We start from the raw sequence: 25,709 nt of genomic DNA, 5'->3' as shown, positions 1-25,709 counted from the left end.
CCGGATTCGTGTCGTGCTTCGTGCACCGCGCCCGCCCGCGCGCGACCGATGCCGGCGTCACTGCATCGGGCCGCCGGGCGGCGCCTTGTATTCGCTGCGCGCGCCCATCGTGTCCTCGACGGTCTGCACGCCGCGCAGCGCGGCCACGCCGTCGACGACGGCATGCCGTTCCGCTTCTTCCACCTGCCCGCTCAGGCGCACGTGCCCGTGCTCGACGGTCACGTCGACGTCGCGCGGACGCCCGACCAGATGGCCCAGCGCCGCACGCACGCGTTCGGTAACGAGCGCGTCGTCCGCGTCGCCGGCGAACCAGTCGGCGCGCAGCCCCGCGATCTTGCCGCGCGCATGGTCGGCCGCGCGCTTCGCCTGAGTATGCGCGTAGTCGGCCACGCCATGGCGGCCCGCGGCGGCCTTGTCGCGCACGTATGCGCGCCGCCGCCGGCCTGATGCCGGATCGAGGAAGTACATCGCCGCCGCGCCGCACGCAATGGCCACCGCGAGGGTCAACAACGGGTTGTTCGAACGTGTTCTGGAAGTCATGGGAGCACCGTAGTCGATACCCGGAACCGCCGGGCTTCGTCGTCATGGGCAGCACATGCCGTGCCGCGTGCGGATGCGGCGGCGACAGCGCCACGCGCCCGGCTGTGCGGCATCCGGAGCGCCTTGCTCGCGCTGCAACGGCGCGATCGAAATGACAAGCGCTTGAAAATTCCGCGAGCGGCGCACGCCGTCGGCAACGAACGGCACCGCGCGTGAAAGCCGACGCGTGCCTCGCCGACACGACGCGAACAGCGCGGTACGGGATCCAGCTCGCCGCCTGCAAGCCGGTTCATACATTGGCGTCGGGCGGCGTGAGTGACCGTCGCGCATGCGTGTCCGTATCGCGGGCGGGAGCGCGATTGACCGTTAGTTGCGATTTCAAGATCGCACCGACATCCGGAATGCCGGCCGGGAATGCCCGCGCCGCTTGCGCGGACGCGGCCCCCGCACCGTAACCGCCAGCTGCGCGCGCTGCTGCCGCTGCTGAAGGAACGCAGCGACACCGGCTGGCGCGACCGGATCGCGAGATGGAATGCCGACTGGCGCGACACGCTGGCGGCACGCGCGGCCGCGAAGTCGCGAAGTACTGGCGCCAATGGCCCGATCCGCGCTGGATCTGCATGGTGCTGAACAACGAGGACCTGAACCAGGTCACGTGGGAGCAGCGCGTGATGGAAGGCGACCCGAAGTTCGACGCGTCGCAGCAGATTCCGAACGTGCCGTACTACCGTTTCGCGACGCTGCTCGGCCTGAAGGGCATCTACGTCGACGATCCGGAACAGCTCGGCGCCGCGTGGGACGAGGCGCTCGCGTCCGACCGTCCGGCCGTGCTGGAAGTCAAGAGCGATCCGGAGGTGCCGCCGCTGCCGCCGCACGTGACGCTGCAGCAGGCGAAGCACTTCGCCGAAACGCTGGTGAAGGGCGACCCGCGCGAAGCGAACGTGATCATCGAAACCGCGCGGCAGGTGCTGTCGGCCGTGCTGCCGGGCAACGGCGAACACGGCGGCAAGGGCGGCAAGCGCGAGTCGTAGCGGATGACGGGCGGGACGGCACGGCAGGTTCGTGGTGCCGGCCCGTCTCGCGCGATGCGATGAGGTGCGTTGCCGTGCGATGCGTCAGCCGACATCGACGTCGTCGGCGCCGTCGCCCTGCAGCGCGAGCGCCGCGTTGATCAACCCGACCTGCGCGAGCGCGAACGGAAAATTCCCGCACATGCGCCGCGCCTTCACGTCGTATTCCTCGGCCAGCAGCCCGACGTCGTTGCGCAAGTCCAGCAGCCGCTTGAACAGCGCATGCGCATCATCGTCGCGCCGCTGCATCCGGTACACCTGGGCGAGCCAGAACCCGGCCGCGACGAATGCGCCCTCGGTGCCCTCGCAACCATCGCGGAAACGCGGCGGGTGATAACGGAACGGCAAGCCGTCCACGACCAGTTCGCGCTCGATCGCGGCGACCGTCGCCGCGACGCGCGGGTCCGACGCATCGAGCATCCCCGTCAGCGGAATCAGCAGCAGGCTCACGTCGAGCCCGTCGCCATCGTAGCGGTCGACGAAGCGGCCGAGTTTCTCGTGATAGCCGCGCGAGAGCACGTTCGCGTGCACGGTGTCGGCCCAGCGCCGCCATTCGTCGAGCGGCGCATGATGGCCGAACGCGTGCGCGGAACGGCACGCGCTTTCGACGGCCGCCCACACCATCACCTTCGACGACGTGAACTGGTGCCGGCCGCTGCGCACTTCCCAGATCCCTTCGTCCGGCTCACGCCAGATCGTCGCGAGATGCTCGAGCAGCCGCCGCTCGAGCATCCATGCGTCGTCGTCGGGCGGCAGCCCGTGCCGGCGGGCCTGATACAGCGCGGCCAGCACTTCGCCGTACACGTCGAGCTGCAGCTGTTCGGCCGCCGCGTTGCCGAAGCGCACCGGCCGCGCGCCCTCGTAGCCGGCCAGGTGCGCGGCCTCCCATTCGTCCGCTCGCCGGCCGCCGTCGGCCGCGTACAGCACCTGCAATTGCGCCGGGTGATCGGCGATCGCGCGCACCAGCCAGTCGCGCCAGCGCGCGGCTTCCTCGCGGTAGCCGCAGCGCACCAGCGCGCGCAGCGTGAAGCTCGCGTCGCGCAGCCAGCAGAACCGGTAATCCCAGTTGCGCGCGCCGCCGAAGCGTTCGGGCAGCGAGCTGGTCGGCGCCGCGACGATGCCGCCGGTGCGCACGCTCGACAGCAGCTTCACCGTGATCAGCGCACGCTCGATCGCGTCGCAATACGGGCCTTGCGCCGCGTTGCACGTCGACCAGACGCGCCAGAACGCCTGCGTGTCGCGCAGCGACGCGTACGGATCCGGCACGCACGGCGGCCGGTCGTACGAACGCGCATAGCTGACGCAGAAATCCGCGCGCTCGCCCGCCGCGATGCGCTGCGTGCCGACGAGCCGGTCGTCCTGCACGTCGAGGTGCATGTCGGCGTCGAGCCACATCGCGTCGCCGCCCGTCATCATCCGCCAGCGCCGGCCCAGGCGGCGGCACCACGGCAGCGCATGGCCGTAGTCGAAACGCACGCCCAGATCGACGTCGAGGTCCACCGTGCCCTGCTCGCCCCGCACGCTGCGGATCAGGCACGGATCGGGTGCGGCCCAGCTCATCCAGTCGATCATGACGACACAGCCCGATGGCGTCTCGAACGTCGTTTCGAGCACCGCGGTCCCGGGCAGATAGCGGCGGGTCGCGCGGGCGCCCGGTTCGTGCGGCGCGATGCGGAAACGGCCGTTGTCGGGCGTGCCGACCAGCGCGGCGAAGCATGGCGGCGAGTCGAAGTCCGGCCAGCACAGCCAGTCGATGCTGCCGTCGCGCGCGACGAGCGCGGCGCTGCGGCCGTCGCCGATCAATGCATAGTCCTCGATTCGCATCGCGCTCACCGGTTCAGCTTGCGCGCGGCGACGAAGCCCGCCGCAAGCACCGCGAACACCGCGCCGAACGCATGGGCGGTCGCACGGCCGACGCCGGCGCTCGCGCCGGTGATCGCGACGGTCTTCACGGTTGATCCCTCCCGTTTTTCAGGTTGGCCGTCAATCGGCGTAGCAAGCGACGTGCCGCGCACCGCGGGGGCCATGCGATCCGGGCGCGCAGGGTGAACCGTCGCCAAATTTACAAGCTGGCTGTAACGCACCGGACGTTACGTACGCAACGCCAGCGCCGTGCGCGTTCGCACGGCGCACGCACGGGAATTGCTCCGCGGCGAAAGGCTGTGGCCAGCCCGCTGCATCGTCCGTCGAATCCGTCAAGGAGTCGCGTTGCTCGACCCGCTGTTCATGAAAGCGCACCGTGTCGCCTGCATCGCCGCCGCGTGCGTCGTCGCACCGGCGGCCGCGCGCGCGGGCACGGAGCCCGCCGGACCCGCCGGGCCGCTGCCGCTTGCCTACGTCGCGCATGCGGCGGGCCCGGCCGCACGGCCGGTGTTCGTGCTCGGCTGGGCGCTGCTCGCGCTGTGCACGTTCGTATGCATCGCGATCGCGGTGCTGCTGCTGCTCGCGATGTTCCGCCGCCGCGCCCAGGCAACTGGCGGTCACGACAACGGGCTGGCGATCGTGACGGCCGGCTCCGCGATCTCGATCGTGCTGCTGTTCGGCGCGCTCGTATACATGCTGCGCGTGCTCGGCGCGGTCGCATCGCCGCCGCGTCCGCCCGCGCTCACGATCGTCGTGACCGCGCACGACTGGTGGTGGGCCGTCCGTTATCCGGACGACGCGGGCGGCGCCGCATTCGTCACCGCGAACGAGATCCACATCCCGGTCGGCGAACCGGTCGCCATCGAACTGAAAAGCGCGGACGTGATCCATGCGTTCTGGGTCCCGCAACTGGCCGGCAAGACGCAGACGATCCCCGGCCAGACGAATCACCAGTGGCTGCAGGCCGACCGGCCCGGCGTCTATCGCGGCCAGTGCTCGCAATACTGCGGCGCGCAGCACGCGCACATGGCCTTCGAGGTCGTCGCCGAGCCGCCCGACGCGTTTCGCGCGTGGCTCGCCGCGCAGCGGCAGCCGGCGCCCGCTCCCGCGGCCGGCGCCGAGCAGCGCGGCCGGCACGTGTTCTCCGCCCGCTGCGCGGGCTGCCATGCGGTGCGCGGCACCGACGCGGCGGGCGACGCCGGCCCCGACCTGTCGCATTTCGGGTCGCGCCGGCTGCTCGCGGCCGGCATGCTCGACAACACGCCCGACAACCTGCGGCGCTGGATCGCGCATGCGCAGCAGGTCAAGCCGCAGACGCTGATGCCGTCGTTCGCGCTCGCGCCGCGCGACGCCGACGATCTCGCCGCGTATCTCGCGACGCTGCACTGAACGGAGGATGACGATGGCCGTTGCGCGCGACATGCCCACCCCGCTCAGCCGCGTGCCCGACGTCGGCGACGCGCCGCCGGGCTCCGCGCACGAGCGCGAGTTGGCCGCGCTGTGGGAATCCGAACCCGGCTGGCACGGCTGGCTCGGTACGGTCGACCACAAGCGCATCGGGCTGCGCTACATCGTCACCGCGTTCGCGTTCCTGCTGCTCGGCGGTGTCGAGGCGCTCGTGATGCGGATCCAGCTCGCGCGGCCGAACGCGACGGTGCTCTCGCCCGCGCAGTACGACGCGCTGTTCACGATGCACGGCGTCACGATGATCTTCCTGTACGCGCTGCCGGTGCTGTCGGGCTTCGCGAACTACCTGTGGCCGCTGATGCTCGGCTCGCGCGACATGGCGTTCCCGCGGCTCAACGCGTTCTCGTACTGGGCGTTCCTGTTCGCCGGGGTGTTCCTGTATGCGAGCTTCCCGCTCGGCGCGGTGCCGGACGGCGGCTGGTTCAACTATGTGCCGCTCACGTCGCTCGACTACAGCGCCGGCGCGAACATCGACATCTATGCGCTCGGGATGATCCTGCTCGGCATCTCGACGACCGGCGGCGCCGCGAACTTCGTCGTCACGCTGCTGCGCATGCGCGCGCACGGGATGTCGATCGACCGGCTGCCGATCATCGTATGGGGCACGCTGACCGCATCGGTCGCGAACCTCGTCGCGGTGCCGTCGGTGAGCCTCGCGTTCCTGCTGCTGTGGCTCGACCGCAATGCCGGTACGCATTTCTTCGACGTCGCGAACGGCGGGCGGCCGCTGCTGTGGCAGCACCTGTTCTGGATGTTCGCGCACCCGTGGGTGTACGTGGTCGTGCTGCCCGCGATGGGGATCGTGTCGGACGCGCTGCCGACCTTCTGCCGTCGGCCGCTCGTCGCGTACGAGGCCGTCGCGGTATCGACGGTCGCGACGATGCTGATCGGCTTCGAGGTATGGGTCCATCACATGTTCGCGACCGGCATCGCGCCGCTCGCGCTCGCGTTCTTCGGCGCCGCGAGCATGCTGATCTCGATCCCGAGCGCGGTCGCGGTGTTCGCGTGGCTCGCGACGATCTGGACCGGCCGCCCGGTGTTCCGCACGCCGTTCCTGTATTTCGCGGGCTTCGTGCTGATGTTCGTGATCGGCGGCGTGTCCGGCGTGATGACGGCCGCGGTGCCGCTCGACTGGCAGCTGACCGACACGTATTTCGTCGTCGCGCACCTGCATTACGTGCTGCTCGGCATCAACGTGTTCCCGGTGCTCGGCGGCGTCACGTACTGGTTCCCCAAATTCACCGGGCGGATGATGAACGAGAGACTCGGCCGCTGGACCTTCTGGGTCGTGCTGGTCGGCTTCAACCTCGGCTTCTTCCCGATGCACGTCTCCGGATTGCTCGGGATGCCGCGCCGCATCTATACCTATCCGTCCGGGATGGGCTGGGACACGTCGAACCTGCTGACCACGCTCGGCTCATTCGTGTTCGGCATCGGGATCGTGATGTTCGTCGTCAACGCGCTCGTTAGCGCGCGGCGCGGGGCGCGCGCCGGCGAGAATCCATGGGGCGCGGCCGGGCTCGAATGGTCGGTCGCGTCGCCGACGCCCGTGTACAACTTCGCGGTGCTGCCGCTGGTCGCATCGCGGCACCCGCTGTGGGAAGCGCGCGACGACGCGAAGCGCACCAGCGCGCGGGTCGGCTACCGGCTCGCGGACGGGCGCGAGGCGCTCGCGGTCACGCCGCTCGCGGCGACGCCGAACGCGATCCTGAAGATGCCCGAGGACAGCTGCGTGCCGTTCGTGCTCGCGCTCCTCGCGACCGCCGTGTTCGCCGCGATGCTGGCGCGCTCGCCGACACTCGTCTGCGTGGCCGTGGCCGGGTGCGCGATCGGGACCGCCGTGTGGCTGTGGCCGCGCGGCACGCTCGGGCAGCGCGCGCGCCTGCCGGCCCGCGACGCCACGCAGGCGCCGTCGGCGGCCGCCGGGCTGGATCCGGAAGCGCCGCCGTCGGCAACGATGCCGCCCGGCGCACCGGCCCCGTGCGTCGAGCCGTTGCCGGTCGGCAGTTGCGGCGAACGCGCGGGCGGCTGGTGGGGTGTCATCACGCTGATCGTGACCGAGGCCGGACTGTTCGGCTACCTGCTGTTCTGCTACTTCTACCTGCAGTCGCAATCGACCGCGCCGTGGCCGCCCGAAGGGATGCCGAAGATCGGGCTCGCGGCCGGCAACACGGTCGTGCTGCTGTCGAGCAGCGTGTTCGTTTGGCTTGCCGAACGCGCGGTGCGGGCCGGCTGGCGGCTACGCGCGGTGGCCGCGCTCGCCGTCGCGGTGGGGCTCGGCATCGCGTTCGCGCTCGTTCAACTGCACGAGTGGCACGGGCATCCATATGGACCGACCGCGCATCTGTACGGCAGCCTGTACTTCACCATCACCGGCTTCCACCTCGCGCACGTGGTGGCCGGCCTCGTGATTCTCGCGCTGCTCGCCGGGTGGACCGCCGCGGGTTTCTTCGGCCGCGAGCGACGCGTCGCGCTGACCGTCGGCGGGCTCTACTGGCACTTCGTCGACATCGTGTGGCTGTTCATCTTCACCGCGTTGTACGTGTCGCCGTACTGGCTCAGGAGGTCGGGATGAACGGTGTGCGACGCTCGCGGACCCCGTTGCTCGCGATCGCGGCCGGCCTGGTCGGCGCGCCCGCGCTGTGGTTCGCGCAGATGCTCGCGTCCGAGACGCTCGCGTCGACCGCGTGCTATCCGCTCGGCGTCGCGCAGGCCGTGCCGCGCTGGGCGCACGTCGGCGTGTGGCTCGCGCTGATCGCCGCGTGCGCGTTCGCGCTGGCGGCCGTCTTCGCCACGTGGCTCGTGCGCACGTGGCAACGCAGGCATGACGCCGATGTGCAGGCCGCGACGCGCGACGACAGCACGCGATTCCTCGCGCGCTGCGGGATGCTCGCCGCGCTCGGGTTCGTGATCGGTCTCGTGTTCACCGGGATCGTGACCGCTTTCGTGGGGCCGTGCAGTCCATGGCGCTGATCTCGTTCGCTTCGCTCCCGGCGTTTCTCGTTCCCGGGCGCCGCGCGTGTGTCGCGCTGGCCGTGTGCGCCATGTGCGCCGCGCTCGCCGCATGCGACATGCGGCAGGACGAACATGCGATGTCCGCCGGCGAGACGGCCGACGCCGCGTCGGGGGCGGAAGCAGCCGAGCCCGCATCGGGCTGGCGTTTCGTGAAGATTCGCGCGCCGGCGGCCGATGCCGGCGCGTCGATGTCGGCCCGGGTGGAAAGCGATCGGCGGCTGTCACGGTCGCGCGATGCGACGGCGTCGAACTCGGCATCGTCGCTAGTATCCGCTACACCGCCGGATGCGGCTTCCGCGTCGGCGGCACGGCGTCCGGTGGTGGCCGCTGCCGCCGCGAGCGCCGATGCCGCGACGATCGCGCGCGGCCGCTATCTCGCGCTCGCCGGCGACTGCGCCGCGTGCCACGACGCGGCCGACCATACGCCGTACGCGGGCGGCCAGCCGGTGAATTCGCCGTTCGGGCCTATCTATGCGCCGAACATCACGCCGGACCCGACGCACGGGATCGGCAACGACACGCTGCGACAATTCGACGACGCATTGCGGCGCGGCGTGCGCGCGGACAGCAGCCGGCTCTATCCGGCGATGCCCTACCCATCGTTCGCACACCTGACCGACGACGACGTGCGCGCGCTGTATGCGTATTTCATGCGCGGCGTCGCGCCGTCCGCGAACGCGGCAAAGCGCACGCAACTGCCGTTTCCGTTCAACCAGCGCTGGGCACTCGGGCTGTGGAGCCTGGCATTCGCGAACCGCGACCGCTTCGTGCCGCAGCCGTCGCAATCGTCGGAATGGAATCGCGGCGCGTATCTCGTGCAGGGGCTCGGTCACTGCGGCGCGTGCCATACGCCGCGCGGGCCGGCGTACAACGAGCGCGGCTACGACGAACGCAGCCCCGCGTTCCTGACCGGCGGCATCAACGATCACTGGTTCGCGCCGAACCTGACCGGTGCGGACGCGGACGGCCTCGGCCGCTGGTCGGCCGACGACATCGTCGCGTTCCTGCGGAGCGGCCATGCGGTGCGCGGCGCGGTGTTCGGCGCGATGGCGCCCGTCGTCGGGGAAAGCACCGCGCTGCTGACGGACGCCGATCGTCGTGCGATCGCCGTGTACCTGAAGTCGTTGCCGGCGCAACCGACTGCCGCGACGAATCCGCTCGGTGTCGGCGTGCCGCGGCTGACGGCGGCCGGCCCGCGTCCGGAGGGCGGCCAGCAGGCGCCGGGGGCTGGCGTGTATGCGGGGTTCTGCGCGCGTTGCCACGGTGCGGACGGCACGGGCGTGCGCGATCACGGGCCCCCGCTAGCAGGCAATTCGATCGTGCTGGCCGCCGATCCGACGAGCACGATCCGGATCGTCGTCGAAGGCGCGCGGCCGGCGCCGGGCGAGAACGGCCCCGTGCAGCGGATGCCGGCGATGCGCGGCGCGCTGACGAGCGGAGAAATCGCGGCGGTGGTCAGCTACGTGCGCGGCGCGTGGGGCAATCGCGCGGCGCCGGTGTCGGAGCAGGATGTGCGGCGGTTGCGCGGGGCGATACATCGGTAGTGGTGTGCTGCGTTCCGCTCCTTGCGCAATGCCGTCGGCGGTTGAACCTGTCGCATTCCGACGAGCTTCGACCCGTACGCCATTCCACCAGCGACGCAGGCCGGAACGATATTCGTAGCCGGGCGCGGACAACGTTATGCGTGTGCCGCCGCGCGTGCACGCGAACGCGCGCGCTTTGGTGTCGGCGCAGGCACGGGTGCCGCTTCAGCGGCCTGCACCGTCGGCGCAACGGTCAGGTGCAATCCCAAGGCACCGACAACCTTCATGATCGTTGCAAACTCCGCGTTCCCCCCTTCCGACAGCGCACGGTAGAGCGCTTCACGCTTCACACCGGACTCGCGCGCCAGCGCCGTCATGCCACGCGCTTTCGCGACGTTCCCGAGCGCAGCCTGGATCAGTCGAGGATCCCCCTCTTCGAACGCCTGCGCCAGGTAGTGACGAATCGCGTCCTCGTCCTTCAGGTACTTGGAGCCATCGAATTCGGCCAGTTCGCTGATTTTCATATTCAATCCTCCAGTTCGGCGGCGATTTGCTTCGCCGTCTTGATGTCCTTGTTCTGCGTCGACTTGTCCCCGCCGCACAACACCACGACGATGATTTTTCCGCGCCGCACGAAGTAGGCCCGGTACCCGGGCCCTACATCGATCTTCATTTCGTTGACGCCGTCGCCGATCGCGCGCCACTGACCAAGGTTGCCGAGCTTCGCCCGCTCGATGCGATCGCGGCGCTGCCGACCGGATCGCGAAGGCCGTCAAGCCATTTGTCGAATTGGGGGGTGGTCAGGACTTTGAACATGAGACGATTGTAACCCATGAGGGACATCATAGCTACGTCCCCGGGGTGCTCGTTCGATGCGCAGGCGCCGCGACCGAACTCAGGTCGCAGCGCCAGAAACGTCGATCATTCGGCACACACTCGGCCCGGCCGCCCACATTCCGACGACACCGCTACCGGCTCGCAACGGCCTCGGCCCCCGGCGCCTGCCATCCCCCACCGAGCGCCTTGAACGCCGCGACCGCCGCGCGCGCGGATTCGGTTTGCGCCTGCACGCGTTCGTCGGACGCATGCAGCAGGCTTTCGTCGGCCTGCAACACTTCGATCAGGCTGACGACGCCTTTCTGGTACGCCGCGAACGACGCGGCCCGCGCGCGGCCGAGCGAATCCACGCCGTCGGCGAGCACGGCCGCCTGTTCGTCGCGCTTGACGAGTGCGGAGAACGCGTTTTCGACATCCTCGGTCGCGTGCAGCGCCGCGAGCCGATACGCGGCCAGCATTTCGGCATCCTTCCCTTTGGCCTCGGCGATCTGTGCATTGATCCGCCCGAAGTCGAACAGGCGCCAGCGCAAGCCGAGCACGCCGGCCGCCTGGTTTGCGCCGCCGGCAAACAGGTTGCCCGCGCCCATCGTCGTCGCGCTGCCGATCAATCCGCTCAGCGAGAACTTCGGGTAATACTCGGCGATCGCCACGCCGATGCGCGCGTTCGACGCCGCAAGGCGCCGCTCGGCGACGATCAGGTCGGGTCGCCGCCTGAGCAGTTCGCCGGGCGTGCCCGTCGCCGCGATCCGCGGGGCCACCGGCACGTCGCCGCCGTCGAGCAATTCCGCGCGATGCGTGCCGGGCTGCGAGCCGAGCATCACGTCGAGTGCATTCATCGCCGTGTCCAGCGCCGCTTCGAGCACCGGCACCGTGGCGCGAACCTGCGCGAGCGCGCCTTCGGCCTGCCTGACCTGAAGCTCCGCCGCGAGCCCCTTTCCATATAGCAGGTTGATGGTCGACAACAGATCCTGCTCGGTCTGCACCTGATGCCGCGCCACCTTCAGCCGGCCCTGCAACCCGCGAATCGTGATGTAGATGTCCGCCGTCTGCGCGGCGACGGCCAGGCGCGTGGCGACCGCCGCCGCTTCGGAGGCCTGATAGTCGGCGAGCGCGGCTTGCCGCCCGCGGCGCAACCCGCCGAACACATCCAGCTCCCAGCTCGCGTTGAAATCGGCCTCGTAGTCGTTGCCGTGACGGTCGAAACCGGGCGTCGAACCCAGCACGCGCCCCAACGGCGTTTCGACCGACTGGTACGCGCGCGCGGCCTGGCCGGTCACATTGCCCGAAGGCAGCAGCGCCGCATTGGCCGCACCGAGCCCGGCACGCGCTTGCGCGACGCGTGCCGCGGCCTGCGCGAGATCGAGGTTCTGCGCGAGCGCGAGCGTGACGAACCGGGTCAACTGCGGATCGCCGAAGCCTGCCCACCACGTCGCGAGTTCGGCGTCGGCCGCCGCGCGCCGCTGCTCCACGGCGCCCTGGCCCTGGAAGCGCTGCGGCATGGCGACGTCCGGCCGCACGTAGTCGGGACCGACGGCGCATCCCGTCGACAGGAGCGCGGCAAGCACCGCGGCAACGATGGGTTTCGGTAGCATGACGGCTTTAGCAAAGATCAGGTAGTGACTATAATACCAAATAGTCACTCGTTGTCCACTCCTGTCAGCCGCAACTCATGAAAGAAAACGCCCCCTCCCCGACTCCCACGCGCGGCCCGGCCGACCACGACGTGCGGGATCAGATCGTCGCCGCCGCCACCGAGCACTTCAGCCGGTACGGCTATGAAAAGACGACCGTGTCCGATCTCGCCAAGGCCATCGGTTTCTCGAAGGCCTATATCTACAAGTTCTTCGAGTCGAAACAGGCGATCGGCGAGATGATCTGCGCGAACTGCCTGCGCGAAATCGAAGCCGACGTGAACGCCGCCGTCGCCGAGGCGGAACTGCCCACCGAAAAGCTGCGGCGCATGTTCAAGGTCTTTACCGAAGCGAGCCTGCGGCTGTTCTTCCGCGACCGCAAGCTGTACGACATTGCCGCATCGGCCGCGACCGGCAACTGGCAGTCGGTGCAGGCCTATGAGGCGCGCGTGCAGAAGCTGCTGCAGGAGGTGCTGCAGGCGGGCCGGCAAAGCGGCGAGTTCGAGCGCAAGACGCCGCTGGACGAAACCGCGTCGGCGATCTACCTCGTGATGCGGCCGTACCTGAATCCGCTGCTGCTGCAGTACAACCTCGACACGACCGACGCCGCGCCCGCGCAGTTGTCGAGCCTGGTCCTCCGCAGCCTCGCCCCGTGAACCGACACCATTCGTGACCATTGACTATTTTGGTCACTAGATACACAATGAAAGCCCCGATCACTTCGTCAGTGGGTCTTTCATGGTCCGGCGTCGCCTCGCTCTCCTCGCAGTCGCTTCCGCACTGCCCCTCGCGCTAGCCGCCTGCAGCGGAAAAGCGCCTTCCGATCCGCGCACGGAGGCGCCGCTCGTGCGAACCGCCATCGTGCAGGCAGCCGCGCCAGCGTCCCGCTCGTTTACCGGAACCGTCGCCGCACGCGTGCAGAGCGACCTCGGGTTCCGGGTGTCCGGCAAGGTGCTGGAGCGGCTCGTCGATACCGGACAAACCGTCCGGCGCGGCCAGCCGCTGATGCGGATCGATCCCGTCGACCTGAAGCTCGCGGCGCGCGCACGCGAAGAAGCCGTGGCCGCCGCACGGGCACGCGCGCGGCAGACCGCCGAGGACGAAGCCCGCTACCGCGACCTGCGCGGCACCGGCGCGATATCGGCATCGGCCTATGATCAGGTCAAGGCAGCGGCCGATGCCGCGAAAGCCCAGCTGAGCGCCGCCGAGGCCGACGCCGACGTCGCGCGCAACGCGACCGGCTATGCGGAACTCGTCGCGGACGGCGACGGCGTCGTGATGGACACGCTCGCGGAACCCGGCCAGGTCGTCAGCGCCGGCCAGCCGGTGGTGCGGCTCGCGCACGCCGGCAGCCGCGAAGCCGTGATCCAGTTGCCCGAAACGCTGCGCCCTTCGTCCGGCTCGGTCGCGCAGGCCGAGCTGTTCGGCAAACAAGGCGTGACCGTTCCCGCGACGCTGCGCCAGCTCTCCGATACTGCCGATGCGCGAACGCGCACGTTCGAGGCGCGCTACGTGCTGCAGGGTGCGCTCGCCGACGCGCCGCTGGGCGCGACCGTCACGATCCGCATACCGGACGATGCGCGCGCGGCGCCGCAAGCGGGCCTGCAGGTGCCGATCGGCGCGCTGCTCGACGCCGGCAAAGGGCCCGGCGTATGGGTGGTCGCAGGCAGCCCGGCCAGGGTGGGATGGCGGCCGGTCACGGTCGAGCATCTGGACGACGACAGCGCCCGCGTATCCGGCGCGCTGAAGCCGGGCGAGCAGGTCGTCGCGCTTGGCGCGCAGCTGCTGCGTGACGGCGAATCGGTTCGCGTGCTGGCGCCGGCCGCCAAGGTCGCGAGCGAAGGAGCACGATCGTGAGCGAACGCCGCTTCAACCTGTCGGCGCTCGCGGTGCGCGAGCGCGCGATCACGCTGTTCCTGATCTGCCTGATCTCGCTCGCGGGGCTCGTGTCGTTCTTCAAGCTGGGCCGCGCGGAAGACCCGGCATTCACGGTCAAGGTGATGACCATCGTCACCGCATGGCCGGGCGCGACCGCGCAGGAAATGCACGACCAGGTCGCCGAAAAGATCGAAAAGCGCATGCAGGAGCTGCGCTGGTACGACCGCACCGAAACCTACACGCGCCCCGGCCTCGCGTTCACGACGCTGACGTTGCTCGACAGCACGCCGCCGTCCGAGGTGCAGGAGCAGTTCTATCAGGCGCGCAAGAAGATCGGCGACGTGGCGAACGATCTGCCGGCCGGCGTGATCGGTCCGATGGTCAACGACGAATACGCGGACGTCACGTTCGCGCTGTTCGCGCTGAAGGCCAGGGGCGAACCGCAGCGCCTGCTGGTGCGCGATGCCGAGGCGCAGCGCCAGCGGCTGCTGCATGTGCCGGGCGTGAAGAAGGTGGACATCATCGGCGAGCAGGCGGAGCGCATCTACGTGCAGCTGTCGCACGACCGGCTCGCGACGCTCGGCGTGAGCCCGCAGGACGTGTTCGCCGCGCTCAACGGCCAGAACGCGCTGACGCCGGCCGGCTCCGTCGAGACGCGCGGGCCGGAGATCTTCATTCGCGTGGACGGCGCGTTCGACCAGCTGCAGAAGATTCGCGACACGCCGATCGTCGCGCAGGGCCGCACGCTGAAACTGTCGGACATCGCCACCGTCGAGCGCGGCTACGAAGACCCGTCGACGTTCATGATCCGCAACAACGGCGAACCCGCGCTGCTGCTCGGGGTCGTGATGCGCGACGGCTGGAACGGGCTCGACCTCGGCCGTGCGCTGGATCACGAAGTCGGCGAGATCAATGCCGGGCTGCCGCTCGGCATGAGCCTGACCAAGGTCACCGACCAGTCCGTGAACATCAGCTCGGCCGTCGACGAGTTCATGGTCAAGTTCTTCGCCGCGCTGCTCGTCGTGATGCTGGTGAGCTTCGTCAGCATGGGCTGGCGCGTGGGCCTCGTCGTCGCCGCGGCCGTGCCGCTGACGCTGGCCGTGGTATTCGTCGTGATGGCCGCCACCGGCAAGAACTTCGACCGCATCACGCTCGGCTCGCTGATCCTCGCGCTCGGGCTGCTGGTCGACGATGCCATCATCGCGATCGAGATGATGGTCGTGAAAATGGAGGAAGGCTACGACCGCGTGGCCGCGTCGGCGTATGCGTGGAGCCATACGGCCGCGCCGATGCTGGCCGGCACGCTGGTCACCGCGGTCGGCTTCATGCCGAACGGCTTCGCGCGCTCCACCGCGGGCGAATACACCAGCAACATGTTCTGGATCGTCGGGATCGCGCTGATCGCATCGTGGGTCGTTGCAGTGGCCTTCACGCCGTACCTCGGCGTGAAGATGCTGCCGGACTTCAAGAAGTTCGAAGGCGGTCATGATGCGATCTACGACACGCCCCGCTACAACCGCTTCCGGCAATTGCTGACGCGCGTGATCGCCCGCAAATGGCTCGTCGCCGGTTCGGTCATCGCGCTGTTCGTGCTCGCGATTCTCGGCATGGCGATCGTGAAGAAGCAGTTTTTCCCCATCTCCGACCGCCCCGAGGTGCTGATCGAGGTGCAGATGCCGTACGGCACGTCGATTTCGCAAACCAGCGCCACCACGTCGAAGGTCGAAGGGTGGCTCGCGAAGCAGAAGGAAGCGAGGATCGTCACCGCGTACGTCGGCCAGGGCGCGCCGCGCTTCTATCTGGCGATGGGGCCGGAGCTGCCCGATCCGTCGTTCGCGAAGATCGTGGTGCGCACCGACAGCCAGGACGAGCGCGACGCGTTGAAGGCGCGCCTGCGGCGGGCCATCGCCGACGGCCTCGCGCCCGAAGCGCGCGTACGCGTGACGCAGCTCGTGTTCGGTCCGTATTCGCCGTTCCCGGTGGCCTACCGGATCACGGGCCCCGATCCGGACAAGCTGCGCGGCATCGCGGCCGACGTCGAGCGCGCGATGACCGGCAGCACGATGATGCGCACGGTCAATGCGGACTGGGGCACGCGGGCGCCGACGCTGCATTTCACGTTGCAGCAGGATCGCCTGCAGGCAGTCGGGTTGACGTCCAGCGCGGTCGCGCAGCAGCTGCAGTTCCTGCTGACCGGGGTGCCCGTCACCGCGGTGCGCGAGGATATCCGGACCGTGCAGGTCATCGCGCGCTCGGGCGGCGATGCACGGCTCGACCCGGCACGGCTCGACGACTTCACGCTCGCCGGCGCGAACGGGCAGCGCATCCCGCTGTCGCAGGTCGGCAAGGTCGACGTGCGGATGGAAGAGCCGATCATGCGCTGGCGCGATCGCGTGCCGACGCTCACGGTGCGCGGCGACATCGCCGACGGCCTGCAGCCGCCGGACGTGTCGGCCGCGATCACGAAGCAGCTTCAGCCGATCGTCGCCGCGCTGCCGAGCGGTTATCGAATCGAGGAGGCCGGCTCCATCGAGGAATCCGGCAAGGCCACGACGGCGATGCTGCCGCTCTTCCCGATCATGCTGGCGGTCACGCTCGTGATCATCATCTTCCAGGTGCGCTCGATCTCCGCGATGGTGATGGTGTTCATGACGAGCCCGCTCGGCTTGATCGGCGTGGTGCCGACGCTGATCCTGTTCGGGCAGCCGTTCGGCATCAATGCGCTGGTCGGCCTCATCGCGCTGTCGGGGATCCTGATGCGCAACACGCTGATCCTGATCGGCCAGATTCACCAGAACGAACACGCGGGACTCGATCCGTTCCACGCGGTCGTCGAAGCAACCGTGCAGCGGGCGCGCCCGGTGATCCTGACCGCCATGGCGGCGGTGCTCGCGTTCATTCCGCTCACGCATTCGGTGTTCTGGGGCACGCTCGCGTACACGCTGATCGGCGGCACGTTCGCCGGGACGATCCTCACGCTGATGTTCCTGCCGGCGATGTACGCGATCTGGTTCAGGATCCGGCCCGGCCATTCCGCCGCCGCCCGCCACGGCGGCCATGAACCGGCGACGCCCGGCGAGACCGCACTTCAGCCCGCGCTGGACGCGCGCGATTGATTACCCCCCATTCACCGTATCGAAGGAAACAGCCATGTCGAACTCCACCGTTGTCGTCGTGACCGGCGTGTCGTCGGGCATCGGGCGCGTCGCCGCAGAACGATTCGCCAAACGCGGCTGCCGCGTGTTCGGCACCGTGCGCAGCATTGAAAAAACGAAGTCGTTGGCCGGCGTCGAGCTGATCGAGATGGACGTGCGTGACGACGCGTCCGTTCGATCCGGAATCCAGACGATCATCGACCGCGCCGCGCGTATCGACGTGCTCGTCAACAATGCGGGCATGAGCCTGATCGGCGCGGTGGAGGAAACGTCGGTGGACGAAGCAACGGCCCTGTTCGACACCAACGTGTTCAGCATCCTGCGTACGACCCATGCGGTGCTTCCGCACATGCGGGCGCAACGGCGCGGCCGGATCGTCAATGTCAGCTCGGTGCTCGGCTTCCTGCCGGCGCCGTACATGGGACTCTATTCGGCATCCAAACATGCGGTGGAAGGCCTGACCGAAACGCTCGATCACGAGCTGCGCCAGTTCGGCGTTCGCGCGACGCTGGTCGAGCCGTCGTTTACGCGGACCAACCTGGACGTCAACGCGCCGCAGGCAAGCGCGCCGATCGCCGCTTACGACCGCGAGCGCACGCTTGCGTCGCGCGCGGTCGTCGACGGCGTGAAAACCGCGCCGCACCCCGAGGGCGTGGCCGCCACCCTCGTCGACGCGGCGCTCGGCGCGTGGCGGATGCGGCATACGCCGAACGGCGAGGCGTCGCTGTTGCGCAAGTTGCGACGCTTCATGCCGGCCGGCCCGGTCGATGCGAGCCTGCGGAAAAAATTCCGGCTCGCGTGACACGGCCCCGCTCCGCGCCATGTCGATGGCGTCAGGATGAATCGCACGACGAATGCGGTCGACGGGTTCGCTCCGCGCCCAGCCGTACCGGCGGTACGCACGCGCGCCGCCGGCCCCGCGCATCGCTAACCGCGATGCGCGATCACCGCTGCAGCACCGCCACCGCCTTGATCTCGACGATATAGCCGGGCGAACCGCCCAGCATGTGCGCGCCGACCGCCGTCCACGCCGGCCTCGGATGCGCGCTGAGGTAGCGGTCGCGCACCTCCATGAACAGCGGCAGGTCGCGCATGTCGGTATGGAAGGTCGTCAGGTCGACCACGTCGTCGAGCGACGCGCCGCCCGCTTCCAGCACGCGCTTCAGGTTCTCGAACGCCTGCACGATCTGCGCTTCGCGGTCTTCCACCAGTTGCATCGCGGCGTCGCGGCCGATCTGGCCGGACACGTACAGGGTATCGCCGACCTTGACCGCCGGCGCATAGCCGATTTTTTCGTACACGGCTTCCATTCCGGCGGGGATGATGGCTTCGCGCTTGGGCATGAGTGTCTCCGTGGCCGGGCTCGCGGCGCCGGCCGGTCATATGATTGTTCGAAAGCGTGCACGCGCGGCCGCGGCAGGTGCACGCGCACGTCTGCGGCACGAGGTTCGGCAAGCCGCCGCCGCGCAACCCAGCCGTTCAACCCGTATCGCCACCCGCGACCGGCAGCACCGTGCCGGTGATGTAGCTCGCCTCGTCCGACGCGAGGAACAGGATCGGCGCGATCTGTTCGTCGAGGGTTCCATAGCGCTTCAAGAACGTCGAGTCGGTCACCTGCCGCACCGCCTCGGCCATCCACGCCTGTTCCTGTTCGTTGTCGCCGGCCGCATTGCGCGGCACGCGGCGCGGCGGCGCGCTCGTGCCGCCCGGCGCGGTGGCCACGACCCGGATGTCGTGCTCCGCGTATTCCATCGCGAGCGCGGCCGTCAGCGCATTCACACCGCCTTTCGCGGCCGAATACGGCACGCGGCGAATCCCGCGCGTCGCGTTCGACGACACGTTGACGATCGTGCCGCCGCCGCGCGCGATCAGATGCGGCAGCACGGCATGACAGGTATAGAGCGTCGGCATCAGCGAACGGCGGATTTCGGCATCGATCTGTGCCGGTTCGAATTCGGCGAACGGCCGCATCCGGATCGCGCCGCCCACGCCGTTGATCAGGACGTCGATGCCGCCGAACGTGTGCACCGCGTACGCGATCGCCGCATGCGCGCCTTCGTACGTTTCGAGATCGGCGACGAACCCGGCCGTATTACCGCCCGGCGCCTCCGCGGCCACCTCGGCCACGAAGTCCGCGCGATCGACGAACAGCACCTTGCCGCCCTCGGCCGCCGCGCGCAGCGCGACGCCGCGGCCGATGCCCTGCGCCGCGCCGGTGACGACGACCACCTTTCCGGAGAATCGTTGCATGGTCATGCCGCCTTTGCCGTCACGTTCGGGGTGAACTTCTCGTAGTGGAAGCTGTTGGGCTTCACGCCTTGATCGTCGAAGTACTGGCGCACCGCGTCGACCATCGGCGGCGGTCCGCACAGGTAGACGTCCACGTCGCCGTCGTTCAGTGCATCGGCCGGAATGTGCTGCGTGACCCAGCCCCTGCGTTCGTGGCTCGACGCCGCATCGGCGACGACCGTCGCAAAGCTGAAGTTCGGCAGCTTCGCCGCATACGCTTCGATCGCGTCGACCAGCACCAGGTCGAGATCGCGCGTGACGCCATAGATCAGGTGCACCTTCTGCTGCGAGCCGCTGCGCGCGAGCACCTCGAGCATCGCCAGGAACGGCGCGAGGCCCGTGCCGCCCGCGAGGAACAGCAGTGGCCGCTGCACGTCGCGCAGGTAGAAGCTGCCGAGCGGCCCGTTCAGTTCGAGCGTGTCGCCGGGCTTGGCCGATTCGAGCCACGTGCTCATCACGCCGCCCGGAATCTTCTTGATCAGGAAGCCGACCTTCGCGTCGCCGGGCGCGGACGAGAACGAGTACGACCGGTGCTGGCCGCTGCCCGGCACGCCGATGTTCACGTACTGGCCCGGCAGGAACACCGGAGCGGCCGCGTCGACGTCGAGCTCGAGCACGATCGCCGCGTCATTGTGTGGCTCGACCTTCGTCACGGTCGCGGCAAACGCGCTGTGCCCGGTCTTGCACGCAACCGACGACGTCGGCACCGCGATCACGCAATCGCTTTGCGGCACCATCTGGCAGGTCAGCACGAGGCCGCCGTCCTTCTCGTCCTCGGTGAGCGCGTCGTCGATGTAGTCGTCGCCGAGGTCGTAGCTGCCGCTTTCCGCGCGGCACTTGCAGGTGCCGCACACGCCGTCGGAGCAGTCCATCGGCAGGTTGATCTTGGCGCGAAACGCGGCGTCGAGCACCTTCTCGCCGGCCTTGCAGTCGATGAAGCGGGTGACCCCGTCCTCGAAGTTCAGTGCAATCTTGTAGGTGGACATGACCTCGTCTCCCTCTGTTACTGTCGAAACAATCGGCGTCAGACGTGGTACACGTCGAGCACCTGCCGGATGTAGTCGTTCTTCAGCACGATCTTCTTGTTCGAGATCAGCAGCGCGTCGCCCGAGCGGCGCAACGTGACGAACATCGTGCCGAAGAAGTGATCGGTCACGCGGTAGCGGTGGTTCAGCGTGTGGAAGTTGTAGCGCACGTCCACCTCGCCGTCGCGCTCGGCCAGCACCTCGACGTTCGTCACGTTGTGGCTGGTGCGCGGCTCGGGCGTCGACGCGCCACTGCGCTCGGTCTTGATCCGGAACACGCGATCCTCGAGGCCGCCGCGATCCGCGTAGTACATCAGCGAGATCTGGCTGTGCGGATCGTCGGTCGGCCGGTCGTCGTCGTCCCACGCGGGCATCCAGTACGTGACGTCCTCCGTGTAGCAGGTGAGCCACGCGTCCCACTCGCGATCGTCGAGCAGGCGCGCTTCGCGGTACAGCGCCGCGCAAATGGTCCGGTAATCGATGTTCATGCCGCCACCTCCCCGCGTTCCTGCTTCAGTGCATCGCGCATCACGTGCACCCAGTGTTCGTGCTGGCACACGAACAGCCCTTCATCCTCGCTGCGCTCGCCCGACATGCGCGGGTTCAGCCCCATCCTTTTCGCGTTCTCGTCCGGCCCGTCGATCCACAGCGGCGCGCCGCGCGACAGGTCGTTCCACATCGCCGTGATGCCCGCGTAGCCGGCCTGGCATGCGCGGAATTCCTCGAGGTCGTCGGCCGTGCCCATCCCGGTCACGTTGAAGAAATCCTCGTACTGGCGAATCCGCGTCGTGCGGTCGGCTTCGCTCTCGCCCTTCGGCGCGAAGCAGAAGATGCTGACTTCGGTCTTGTCGACGCCGAGCGGACGCACCACGCGGATCTGCGTGCTGAACTGGTCCATCAGGAACACGTTCGGGTACACGCACAGGTTGCGCGTCTGGTTCACGATGAAGTCGGCCTGCACTTCGCCGACGCGCGCCTTGATTTCTTCACGGTGCTGATACACGGGCCGCACTTCCGGGTTCATCGTCTTGGTCCACAGCAGGATGTGGCCGTTGTCGAAGCCGTACACGCCCGCGACCGACTTGCTCCAGCTGTTCGCGTCGACGGCCTTGGTGCCGTCTTCCTTGCGGCGGCCCATCGTCGCCGCGTAGTTCCAGTGCACGGTGCTCACGTGGTAGCCGTCGCAGCCGTTCTCCATCTGCATCTTCCAGTTGCCTTCATAGATGTAGGAGGAGTTGCCGCGCAGCACTTCGAGCCCGTCCGGCGCCTGGTCGACGATCTGGTCGATGATCACGCGCGCCTCGCCGAGGTAGTCCTCCAGCGGCAGCACGTCATCGCTGAGGCTGCCGAACAGGAAGCCGCGATAGTTCTGGAAGCGCGCGACCTTCTTCAGGTCGTGCGAGCCGTGCGTGTTGAACTGCACCGGATACTCGGTCGTCTTCTCGTCCTTCACCTTCAGCAGCTTGCCGGTGTTCGAGAAGGTCCAGCCGTGGAACGGGCACGTGAAGCTGCCCTTGTTGCCGTGCTTGCGGCGGCACAGCATCGCGCCCTTGTGCGCGCAGGCATTGATCACCGCGTGCAGCTCGCCGGTCTTGTCGCGCGTGATGACGACCGGCTGGCGGCCGATCCACGTCGTGTAGTAATCGTTGTTGTTCGGGATCTGGCTCTCGTGCGCGAGGTACACCCAGTTGCGCTCGAAGATGTGCTTCATCTCGAGCTCGTACAGCGCCTCGTTCGTGAAGATGTCGCGGCGGCAGCGGAAAACGCCGGCCTCCTTGTCGTCCTGCACCGCGGTGGCGAGCAGGTGGTCCAGTTCGGTGGTGGGGTCGATCGTGGCGGACATGTTGGTTCCTCCTGTGCGCGTGCCGGGTCCTGCAAGCACGCTCGCATCGGTATCGATTGAATCTTGCGGGGACCCGGCCGGCGGCGGCGCAGGCGCGCCGCCGTGCCGTCGGGTGGTTATGCCGTGGCGGAAGCGCGCAGGCGTTCGACGATCTGGTTGTCCTTGCCCTCGACGCGCGGCGTCAGGACGAAGTTGAACTCGATGTCCTGGTACGCGTCGGCCTTCAGCCCGAGCGCGGCGCCGCCGGTCTTGCCGGTGACGGGCGGAATCAGCTCCTCGCGCGTCGCATACGCGAAGTCATCCCAGATCAGCGGGTCGCCGTCGATGTTGAACTGCGTCGTCAGCTTGCGGTGGCCGTCGCTGGTCACGAAGAAGTGCACGTGCGCCGGGCGGTTGCCGTGACGGCCGAGGCGGTCGAGCAGCTGCTGCGTCGCGCCCTGCGGCGGGCAGCCGTAGCCGACCGGCATCAGCGTGCGGAATTCGTACTTGCCGTCCGCGCCCGTCTTCACCGCGCCGCGCAGGTTGAAGTCGCTCTGCGCGCCGGTCGGGTCGAAGTGCGAATAGAAGCCGTGCGAGTTCGCGTGCCAGCACTCGACCAGCGCGCCGGCCACCGGCTTGCCGTCGAGCCCCGTGACCGTGCCGTGGATCACCAGCGGGCCCGCGCCTTCGTCCGCGTCGAGGTCGATCTTCGCGACGCCGTCGCGCACCGGCGCGCCGCCGACGTACAGCGGGCCTTCGATCGTGCGCGGCGTGCCGCCTTCGAGGCCGATCGCCTCGTCCTCGGCATCCATCCGGATGTCGAGATACTTCTCGAGGCCGAGGCCGGCCGCGAGCAGCGCCGCTTCGCCGTCCTGGCCGAGCTTGTTCAGGTAGTTCACGCCGGCCCACACTTCGTCGGGCGTGATGTCGAGATCGTCGATCGCCTTGAACAGGTCGCCGAGCAGCCGCAGCACGACCTGCTGCGTGCGCGCGTCGCCGCCGCTGGTGCCATTGGCGTTCGCGTTCGACGCGGCCTTCAGCAGATCCTGCACTTCTTTCGTATCGAAAACTTTGACGCTCATGATGGTGTCTCCACGTGTATTAGGGGAAAAGTGACCCGGGGTGCTCGCTGTCGCGGACGAAGCGGCTCCGTGGCTCAAACGTCGCCGTCGTGAATCGACGACGGGTGGCGACACAACGGCGTCACCGAAATCTTCATGTACGGGAACAGCGGCAGGCCGGTCAGGATCTCGTGCAGCTCGGCGTTGCCCGACACGTCGAACACGCTGTAGTTCGCGTACTCGCCGGCGATGCGCCAGATATGGCGCCACTTGCCGCTGCGCTGCAGGTCCTGCGAATACGCCTTCTCGCGGGTCTTGATCTCGTCGGCCACCCCGGCCGGCATGTCGGCCGGGAGGTTGACGTCCATGCGTACGTGGAAAAGCATCGTGATGTCCTGATACGTAATCGAGTTGGCGCGGGTCAGCGGGAGACTTTCGTCAGCCCGTCGCGAGTGAAGCGTGCGACCTTCGCTTCGTCGAGCTCGATGCCGAGGCCCGGGCCGCTCGGCACGGTCAGCTCGAAATCGCTGTAGTCGAGCGGGGTCGCGAGGATTTCCTCGGTGATCAGTAGCGGTCCGAACAGTTCGGTGCCCCACTGCAGGTTCGCGAAGCTCGCGAACAGATGCGCGGACGCGACCGTGCTGAACGCGCCTTCGAGCATCGTGCCGCCGTACAGCTCGATGCCGGCCGCATCGGCGATCGCCGCGACGCGCTGCGCGGCAAAGAGGCCGCCGCTCTGCTCGATCTTGATCGCGAACACGTCCGCGCCGTGATGCTTCGCGATCTCGAACGCGCTGTCCGGGCCCTGCAGGATTTCATCGGCCATCAGCGCGACCGGGAAGCGGCGCATCAGCCGCGCGAGCGCCGCGGCCGATGCGACCGGCTGCTCGACCAGCTCGCAGCCGGCATCGGCCAGTGCCGGAATCGCGCGCGCCGCCTGCGTTTCGCTCCATGCCATGTTCACGTCGACGCGCACCGACGCGCGCTCGCCGACCGCCCGCTTGATCTCGGCCACGTGCCGGATGTCCGCGTCGAGCGCCTTCGCGCCGATCTTCAGCTTGAACACGTTGTGGCGGCGCAGGTCGAGCATCCGTTCAGCTTCGGCGATATCGGTCGCCGTGTTGCCCGATGCGAGCGTCCAGGCAACCGGCAGGCGATCACGCCGGCGACCGCCGAGCAGTTCACTGACCGGCACGCCGAGGCGCTTGCCGTGCGCGTCGAGCAGCGCGGTTTCGAGCGCGCTCTTCGCGAAGTGATTGACCTTCGCGAGCTTGCCGAGGAACGCCATCAGCGCCTGGATGCGCGTGGCGTCACGGCCGATGATCGCCGGCGCGAGATACGCGTCGATCGCGAGCTTCATCGCTTCCGGGCTTTCCGGGCCGTAGGCCATCCCGGCGATCGTCGTGCCTTCGCCGAGGCCCGTCACGCCGTCGCTGCAGGTCACCTTCACCAGCATCAGCGTCTGGCCGTGCATCGTGGCGACCGACAGCTTGTGCGGACGGATCGTCGGCAGGTCGACGAGGCGGGTTTCAATGCGTTCGATGGTGACTGGAGACATGGGGCACGCTGCGTGTGGGAAGTTCATGGAACGGATTTATACGCGGCGGGGAAATGGACCGTCCAATACTTTTGGTCTCGTTTTTTGATACCTGGGAGGTATTGAAATTCCGGTCTGGACGCGGAATATTGCGGTGCGCCATACCTTTTTTGGCTAGATATGCGGGCGGAGAGGCTTGCTGGAGCGCGGTCGCGCGGGTTCGGGGCATCGCTTGGGCGGGCGTGCGATGCGGCTGCTTTCAGCGGTGGGGAATCTGGCTGAAACCGGCGGTCTGCCTGAGTCGATCAGGGTTTTCCTTATGGCGGGGTTGGCCGTCCGGCCAACCCCGCCATGCGCGGAAAATCCTACTTGGATTGCAGATAGACCGCGACGGCCTTGGCCTGCTCGTCATTCAAGGTATGCGCCACTGCGCTCATCACCGGCGCATTGCCACGCGTACCATTCTTGAAAACCGCGATCTGATGCAATAGATACTCTTGATGTTGCCCGGCCAGCCGCGGGAATGTGCCGGCCCCCTGAGCCTCTGCGCCGTGACAGGATGCGCAAGCTGGCACGCCCTTATCCGGCACGCCGCGTTCGAAGATCTCCTGCCCTCTGGCCATCAAGGTGGCATCGCCAGTCGCGCCGCGCGTTGCCGGCTGGTGCGAGAAATAGTCGGCCAGCGATTTGACGGCGCCGGCGTCCAGCAGCGCGGCCATACCCCACATGTAATCGCGGGCGGTGTTTTCGCCGCGCGCGTGATCGCGGAATCCCTTCAACTGGGATTCGATGTATTCGGGTGTCTGCGCATTGAGCTTCGGAAACATCGGCGATTCGCTACGCCCGCCTACACCGTGGCAGCCGGAACAAATCTGCATGGCGATGCGGGCGCCATCCTGGCTTTGTGCGACGGCTGGCGTCGAGGTGAGGCCAGCGGCGGCAAGCAATGCGATCAAGGGGATTCGTGGACCGAGCATCATTTTTATCAGCCTTGTC

At 68.3% G+C, this 25,709-nt stretch carries 21 protein-coding genes and 3 pseudogenes; 9 read left to right on the top strand and 15 right to left on the bottom strand.

Annotation, left to right across the window (positions count from 1 at the left end):
• Positions 1–57: 57 nt before the first annotated feature.
• Positions 58–540 carry a BON domain-containing protein gene (locus tag DIE06_RS07930; RefSeq protein WP_124660925.1) on the bottom strand — a complete coding sequence of 161 codons (483 nt, stop codon included), beginning with the start codon at positions 538–540 and terminating at the stop codon, positions 58–60.
• 462 nt (positions 541–1,002) lie between these two features.
• Between DIE06_RS07930 and DIE06_RS07925 the strand changes: the two are divergent.
• Positions 1,003–1,571: pseudogene (locus DIE06_RS07925) on the top strand (thiamine pyrophosphate-dependent enzyme); the annotation flags it as partial.
• An 84-nt stretch (positions 1,572–1,655) separates the two neighbouring features.
• On the opposite strand, the gene DIE06_RS07920 reads toward DIE06_RS07925, so the two are convergent.
• Together DIE06_RS07920 and DIE06_RS07915 are read right to left on the bottom strand one after the other, a co-directional pair.
• Complete coding sequence (locus tag DIE06_RS07920) at positions 1,656–3,434, bottom strand: glycoside hydrolase family 15 protein (RefSeq protein WP_124660924.1); 1,779 nt, start codon at positions 3,432–3,434, stop codon at positions 1,656–1,658.
• Positions 3,435–3,475: 41 nt separating this feature from the next.
• Positions 3,476–3,562, bottom strand: a pseudogene (locus DIE06_RS07915) (short-chain dehydrogenase); the annotation flags it as partial.
• Positions 3,563–3,818: 256 nt separating this feature from the next.
• Between DIE06_RS07915 and coxB the strand changes: the two are divergent.
• Genes coxB through DIE06_RS07895 form a run of 4 tightly spaced genes read left to right on the top strand, consistent with a single transcriptional unit; the run spans position 3,819 to position 9,499 of the window.
• Complete coding sequence (gene coxB, locus DIE06_RS07910) at positions 3,819–4,862, top strand: cytochrome c oxidase subunit II (RefSeq protein ID WP_409364489.1); 1,044 nt, start codon at positions 3,819–3,821, stop codon at positions 4,860–4,862.
• A 13-nt stretch (positions 4,863–4,875) separates the two neighbouring features.
• The gene (ctaD, locus tag DIE06_RS07905) at positions 4,876–7,515 is read left to right on the top strand and encodes a cytochrome c oxidase subunit I (RefSeq protein ID WP_124661064.1); all 2,640 of its coding nucleotides are present in this window, start codon (positions 4,876–4,878) and stop codon (positions 7,513–7,515) included.
• Positions 7,512–7,913, top strand: a complete 402-nt coding sequence (locus DIE06_RS07900) for a cytochrome C oxidase subunit I (protein WP_124660922.1) — start codon at positions 7,512–7,514, stop codon at positions 7,911–7,913. Before ctaD ends, DIE06_RS07900 begins: the two co-directional genes overlap by 4 nt.
• On the top strand, positions 7,904–9,499 hold the full coding sequence (locus tag DIE06_RS07895) for a cytochrome c (RefSeq protein ID WP_124660921.1): 1,596 nt from the start codon (positions 7,904–7,906) through the stop codon (positions 9,497–9,499). The genes DIE06_RS07900 and DIE06_RS07895 overlap by 10 nt, the downstream gene beginning before the upstream one ends.
• A 134-nt stretch (positions 9,500–9,633) precedes the next feature.
• Here DIE06_RS07895 and DIE06_RS07890 read toward each other — a convergent pair whose 3' ends face one another.
• From DIE06_RS07890 to DIE06_RS07880, 3 genes and pseudogenes are all read right to left on the bottom strand, one after another.
• A complete protein-coding gene (locus tag DIE06_RS07890; RefSeq protein WP_124660920.1) occupies positions 9,634–10,002 on the bottom strand; it encodes an addiction module antidote protein in 369 nt (122 codons plus the stop codon).
• 2 nt (positions 10,003–10,004) lie between these two features.
• Positions 10,005–10,294 (bottom strand): annotated as a pseudogene (locus DIE06_RS07885) (type II toxin-antitoxin system RelE/ParE family toxin).
• Positions 10,295–10,446: 152 nt separating this feature from the next.
• Positions 10,447–11,907, bottom strand: coding sequence for an efflux transporter outer membrane subunit (locus tag DIE06_RS07880; RefSeq protein WP_124660919.1), 1,461 nt, complete (start codon positions 11,905–11,907; stop codon positions 10,447–10,449).
• A gap of 77 nt (positions 11,908–11,984) precedes the next feature.
• Between DIE06_RS07880 and DIE06_RS07875 the strand changes: the two genes are divergently transcribed.
• From DIE06_RS07875 to DIE06_RS07860, 4 genes are all read left to right on the top strand, one after another.
• Positions 11,985–12,602: a TetR/AcrR family transcriptional regulator gene (locus DIE06_RS07875; protein ID WP_124660918.1), complete on the top strand. Its 618-nt coding sequence runs from the start codon at positions 11,985–11,987 to the stop codon at positions 12,600–12,602.
• Between the two features lie 82 nt (positions 12,603–12,684).
• Positions 12,685–13,803 carry an efflux RND transporter periplasmic adaptor subunit gene (locus DIE06_RS07870; RefSeq protein ID WP_124660917.1) on the top strand — a complete coding sequence of 373 codons (1,119 nt, stop codon included), beginning with the start codon at positions 12,685–12,687 and terminating at the stop codon, positions 13,801–13,803.
• Positions 13,800–16,940, top strand: a complete 3,141-nt coding sequence (locus DIE06_RS07865) for an efflux RND transporter permease subunit (RefSeq protein ID WP_124660916.1) — start codon at positions 13,800–13,802, stop codon at positions 16,938–16,940. Before DIE06_RS07870 ends, DIE06_RS07865 begins: the two co-directional genes overlap by 4 nt.
• Positions 16,941–16,974: 34 nt before the next feature.
• Complete coding sequence (locus DIE06_RS07860) at positions 16,975–17,781, top strand: oxidoreductase (RefSeq protein ID WP_124660915.1); 807 nt, start codon at positions 16,975–16,977, stop codon at positions 17,779–17,781.
• 142 nt (positions 17,782–17,923) lie between these two features.
• Here the strand turns inward: DIE06_RS07860 and DIE06_RS07855 are convergent, their stop codons facing one another.
• The 9 genes from DIE06_RS07855 to DIE06_RS07815 all read right to left on the bottom strand — a co-directional run bounded on the left by DIE06_RS07855 (position 17,924) and on the right by DIE06_RS07815 (position 25,693).
• On the bottom strand, positions 17,924–18,322 hold the full coding sequence (locus DIE06_RS07855) for a RidA family protein (protein WP_124660914.1): 399 nt from the start codon (positions 18,320–18,322) through the stop codon (positions 17,924–17,926).
• A gap of 136 nt (positions 18,323–18,458) precedes the next feature.
• Positions 18,459–19,235 (bottom strand): benzoate diol dehydrogenase BenD, encoded by a 777-nt coding sequence (gene benD / locus DIE06_RS07850; protein ID WP_124660913.1) that lies wholly within the window; start codon positions 19,233–19,235, stop codon positions 18,459–18,461.
• Positions 19,232–20,254 carry a benzoate 1,2-dioxygenase electron transfer component BenC gene (gene benC, locus DIE06_RS07845; RefSeq protein ID WP_124660912.1) on the bottom strand — a complete coding sequence of 341 codons (1,023 nt, stop codon included), beginning with the start codon at positions 20,252–20,254 and terminating at the stop codon, positions 19,232–19,234. The genes benD and benC overlap by 4 nt, the downstream gene beginning before the upstream one ends.
• A 38-nt stretch (positions 20,255–20,292) precedes the next feature.
• Positions 20,293–20,781, bottom strand: a complete 489-nt coding sequence (benB, locus tag DIE06_RS07840; RefSeq protein ID WP_124497708.1) for a benzoate 1,2-dioxygenase small subunit — start codon at positions 20,779–20,781, stop codon at positions 20,293–20,295.
• Positions 20,778–22,136, bottom strand: a complete 1,359-nt coding sequence (locus DIE06_RS07835) for a Rieske 2Fe-2S domain-containing protein (protein WP_124660911.1) — start codon at positions 22,134–22,136, stop codon at positions 20,778–20,780. Before DIE06_RS07835 ends, benB begins: the two co-directional genes overlap by 4 nt.
• A gap of 116 nt (positions 22,137–22,252) precedes the next feature.
• Positions 22,253–23,197 carry a catechol 1,2-dioxygenase gene (gene catA, locus DIE06_RS07830; protein ID WP_124660910.1) on the bottom strand — a complete coding sequence of 315 codons (945 nt, stop codon included), beginning with the start codon at positions 23,195–23,197 and terminating at the stop codon, positions 22,253–22,255.
• A gap of 74 nt (positions 23,198–23,271) precedes the next feature.
• A complete protein-coding gene (gene catC / locus DIE06_RS07825) occupies positions 23,272–23,562 on the bottom strand; it encodes a muconolactone Delta-isomerase (protein ID WP_059602461.1) in 291 nt (96 codons plus the stop codon).
• A 35-nt stretch (positions 23,563–23,597) separates the two neighbouring features.
• Positions 23,598–24,734, bottom strand: coding sequence for a muconate/chloromuconate family cycloisomerase (locus DIE06_RS07820; protein ID WP_124660909.1), 1,137 nt, complete (start codon positions 24,732–24,734; stop codon positions 23,598–23,600).
• Positions 24,735–25,078: 344 nt separating this feature from the next.
• The gene (locus DIE06_RS07815) at positions 25,079–25,693 is read right to left on the bottom strand and encodes a c-type cytochrome (protein WP_124660908.1); all 615 of its coding nucleotides are present in this window, start codon (positions 25,691–25,693) and stop codon (positions 25,079–25,081) included.
• Between the last annotated feature and the right edge of the window lie 16 nt (positions 25,694–25,709).

Source organism: Burkholderia sp. Bp8998, from assembly GCF_003854235.1.
In the GTDB taxonomy this organism is placed as follows: Bacteria; Pseudomonadota; Gammaproteobacteria; order Burkholderiales; family Burkholderiaceae; genus Burkholderia.
Note: the sequence above shows the minus strand (reverse complement) of the source record. Positions and strands in the feature narration are given on the sequence as shown.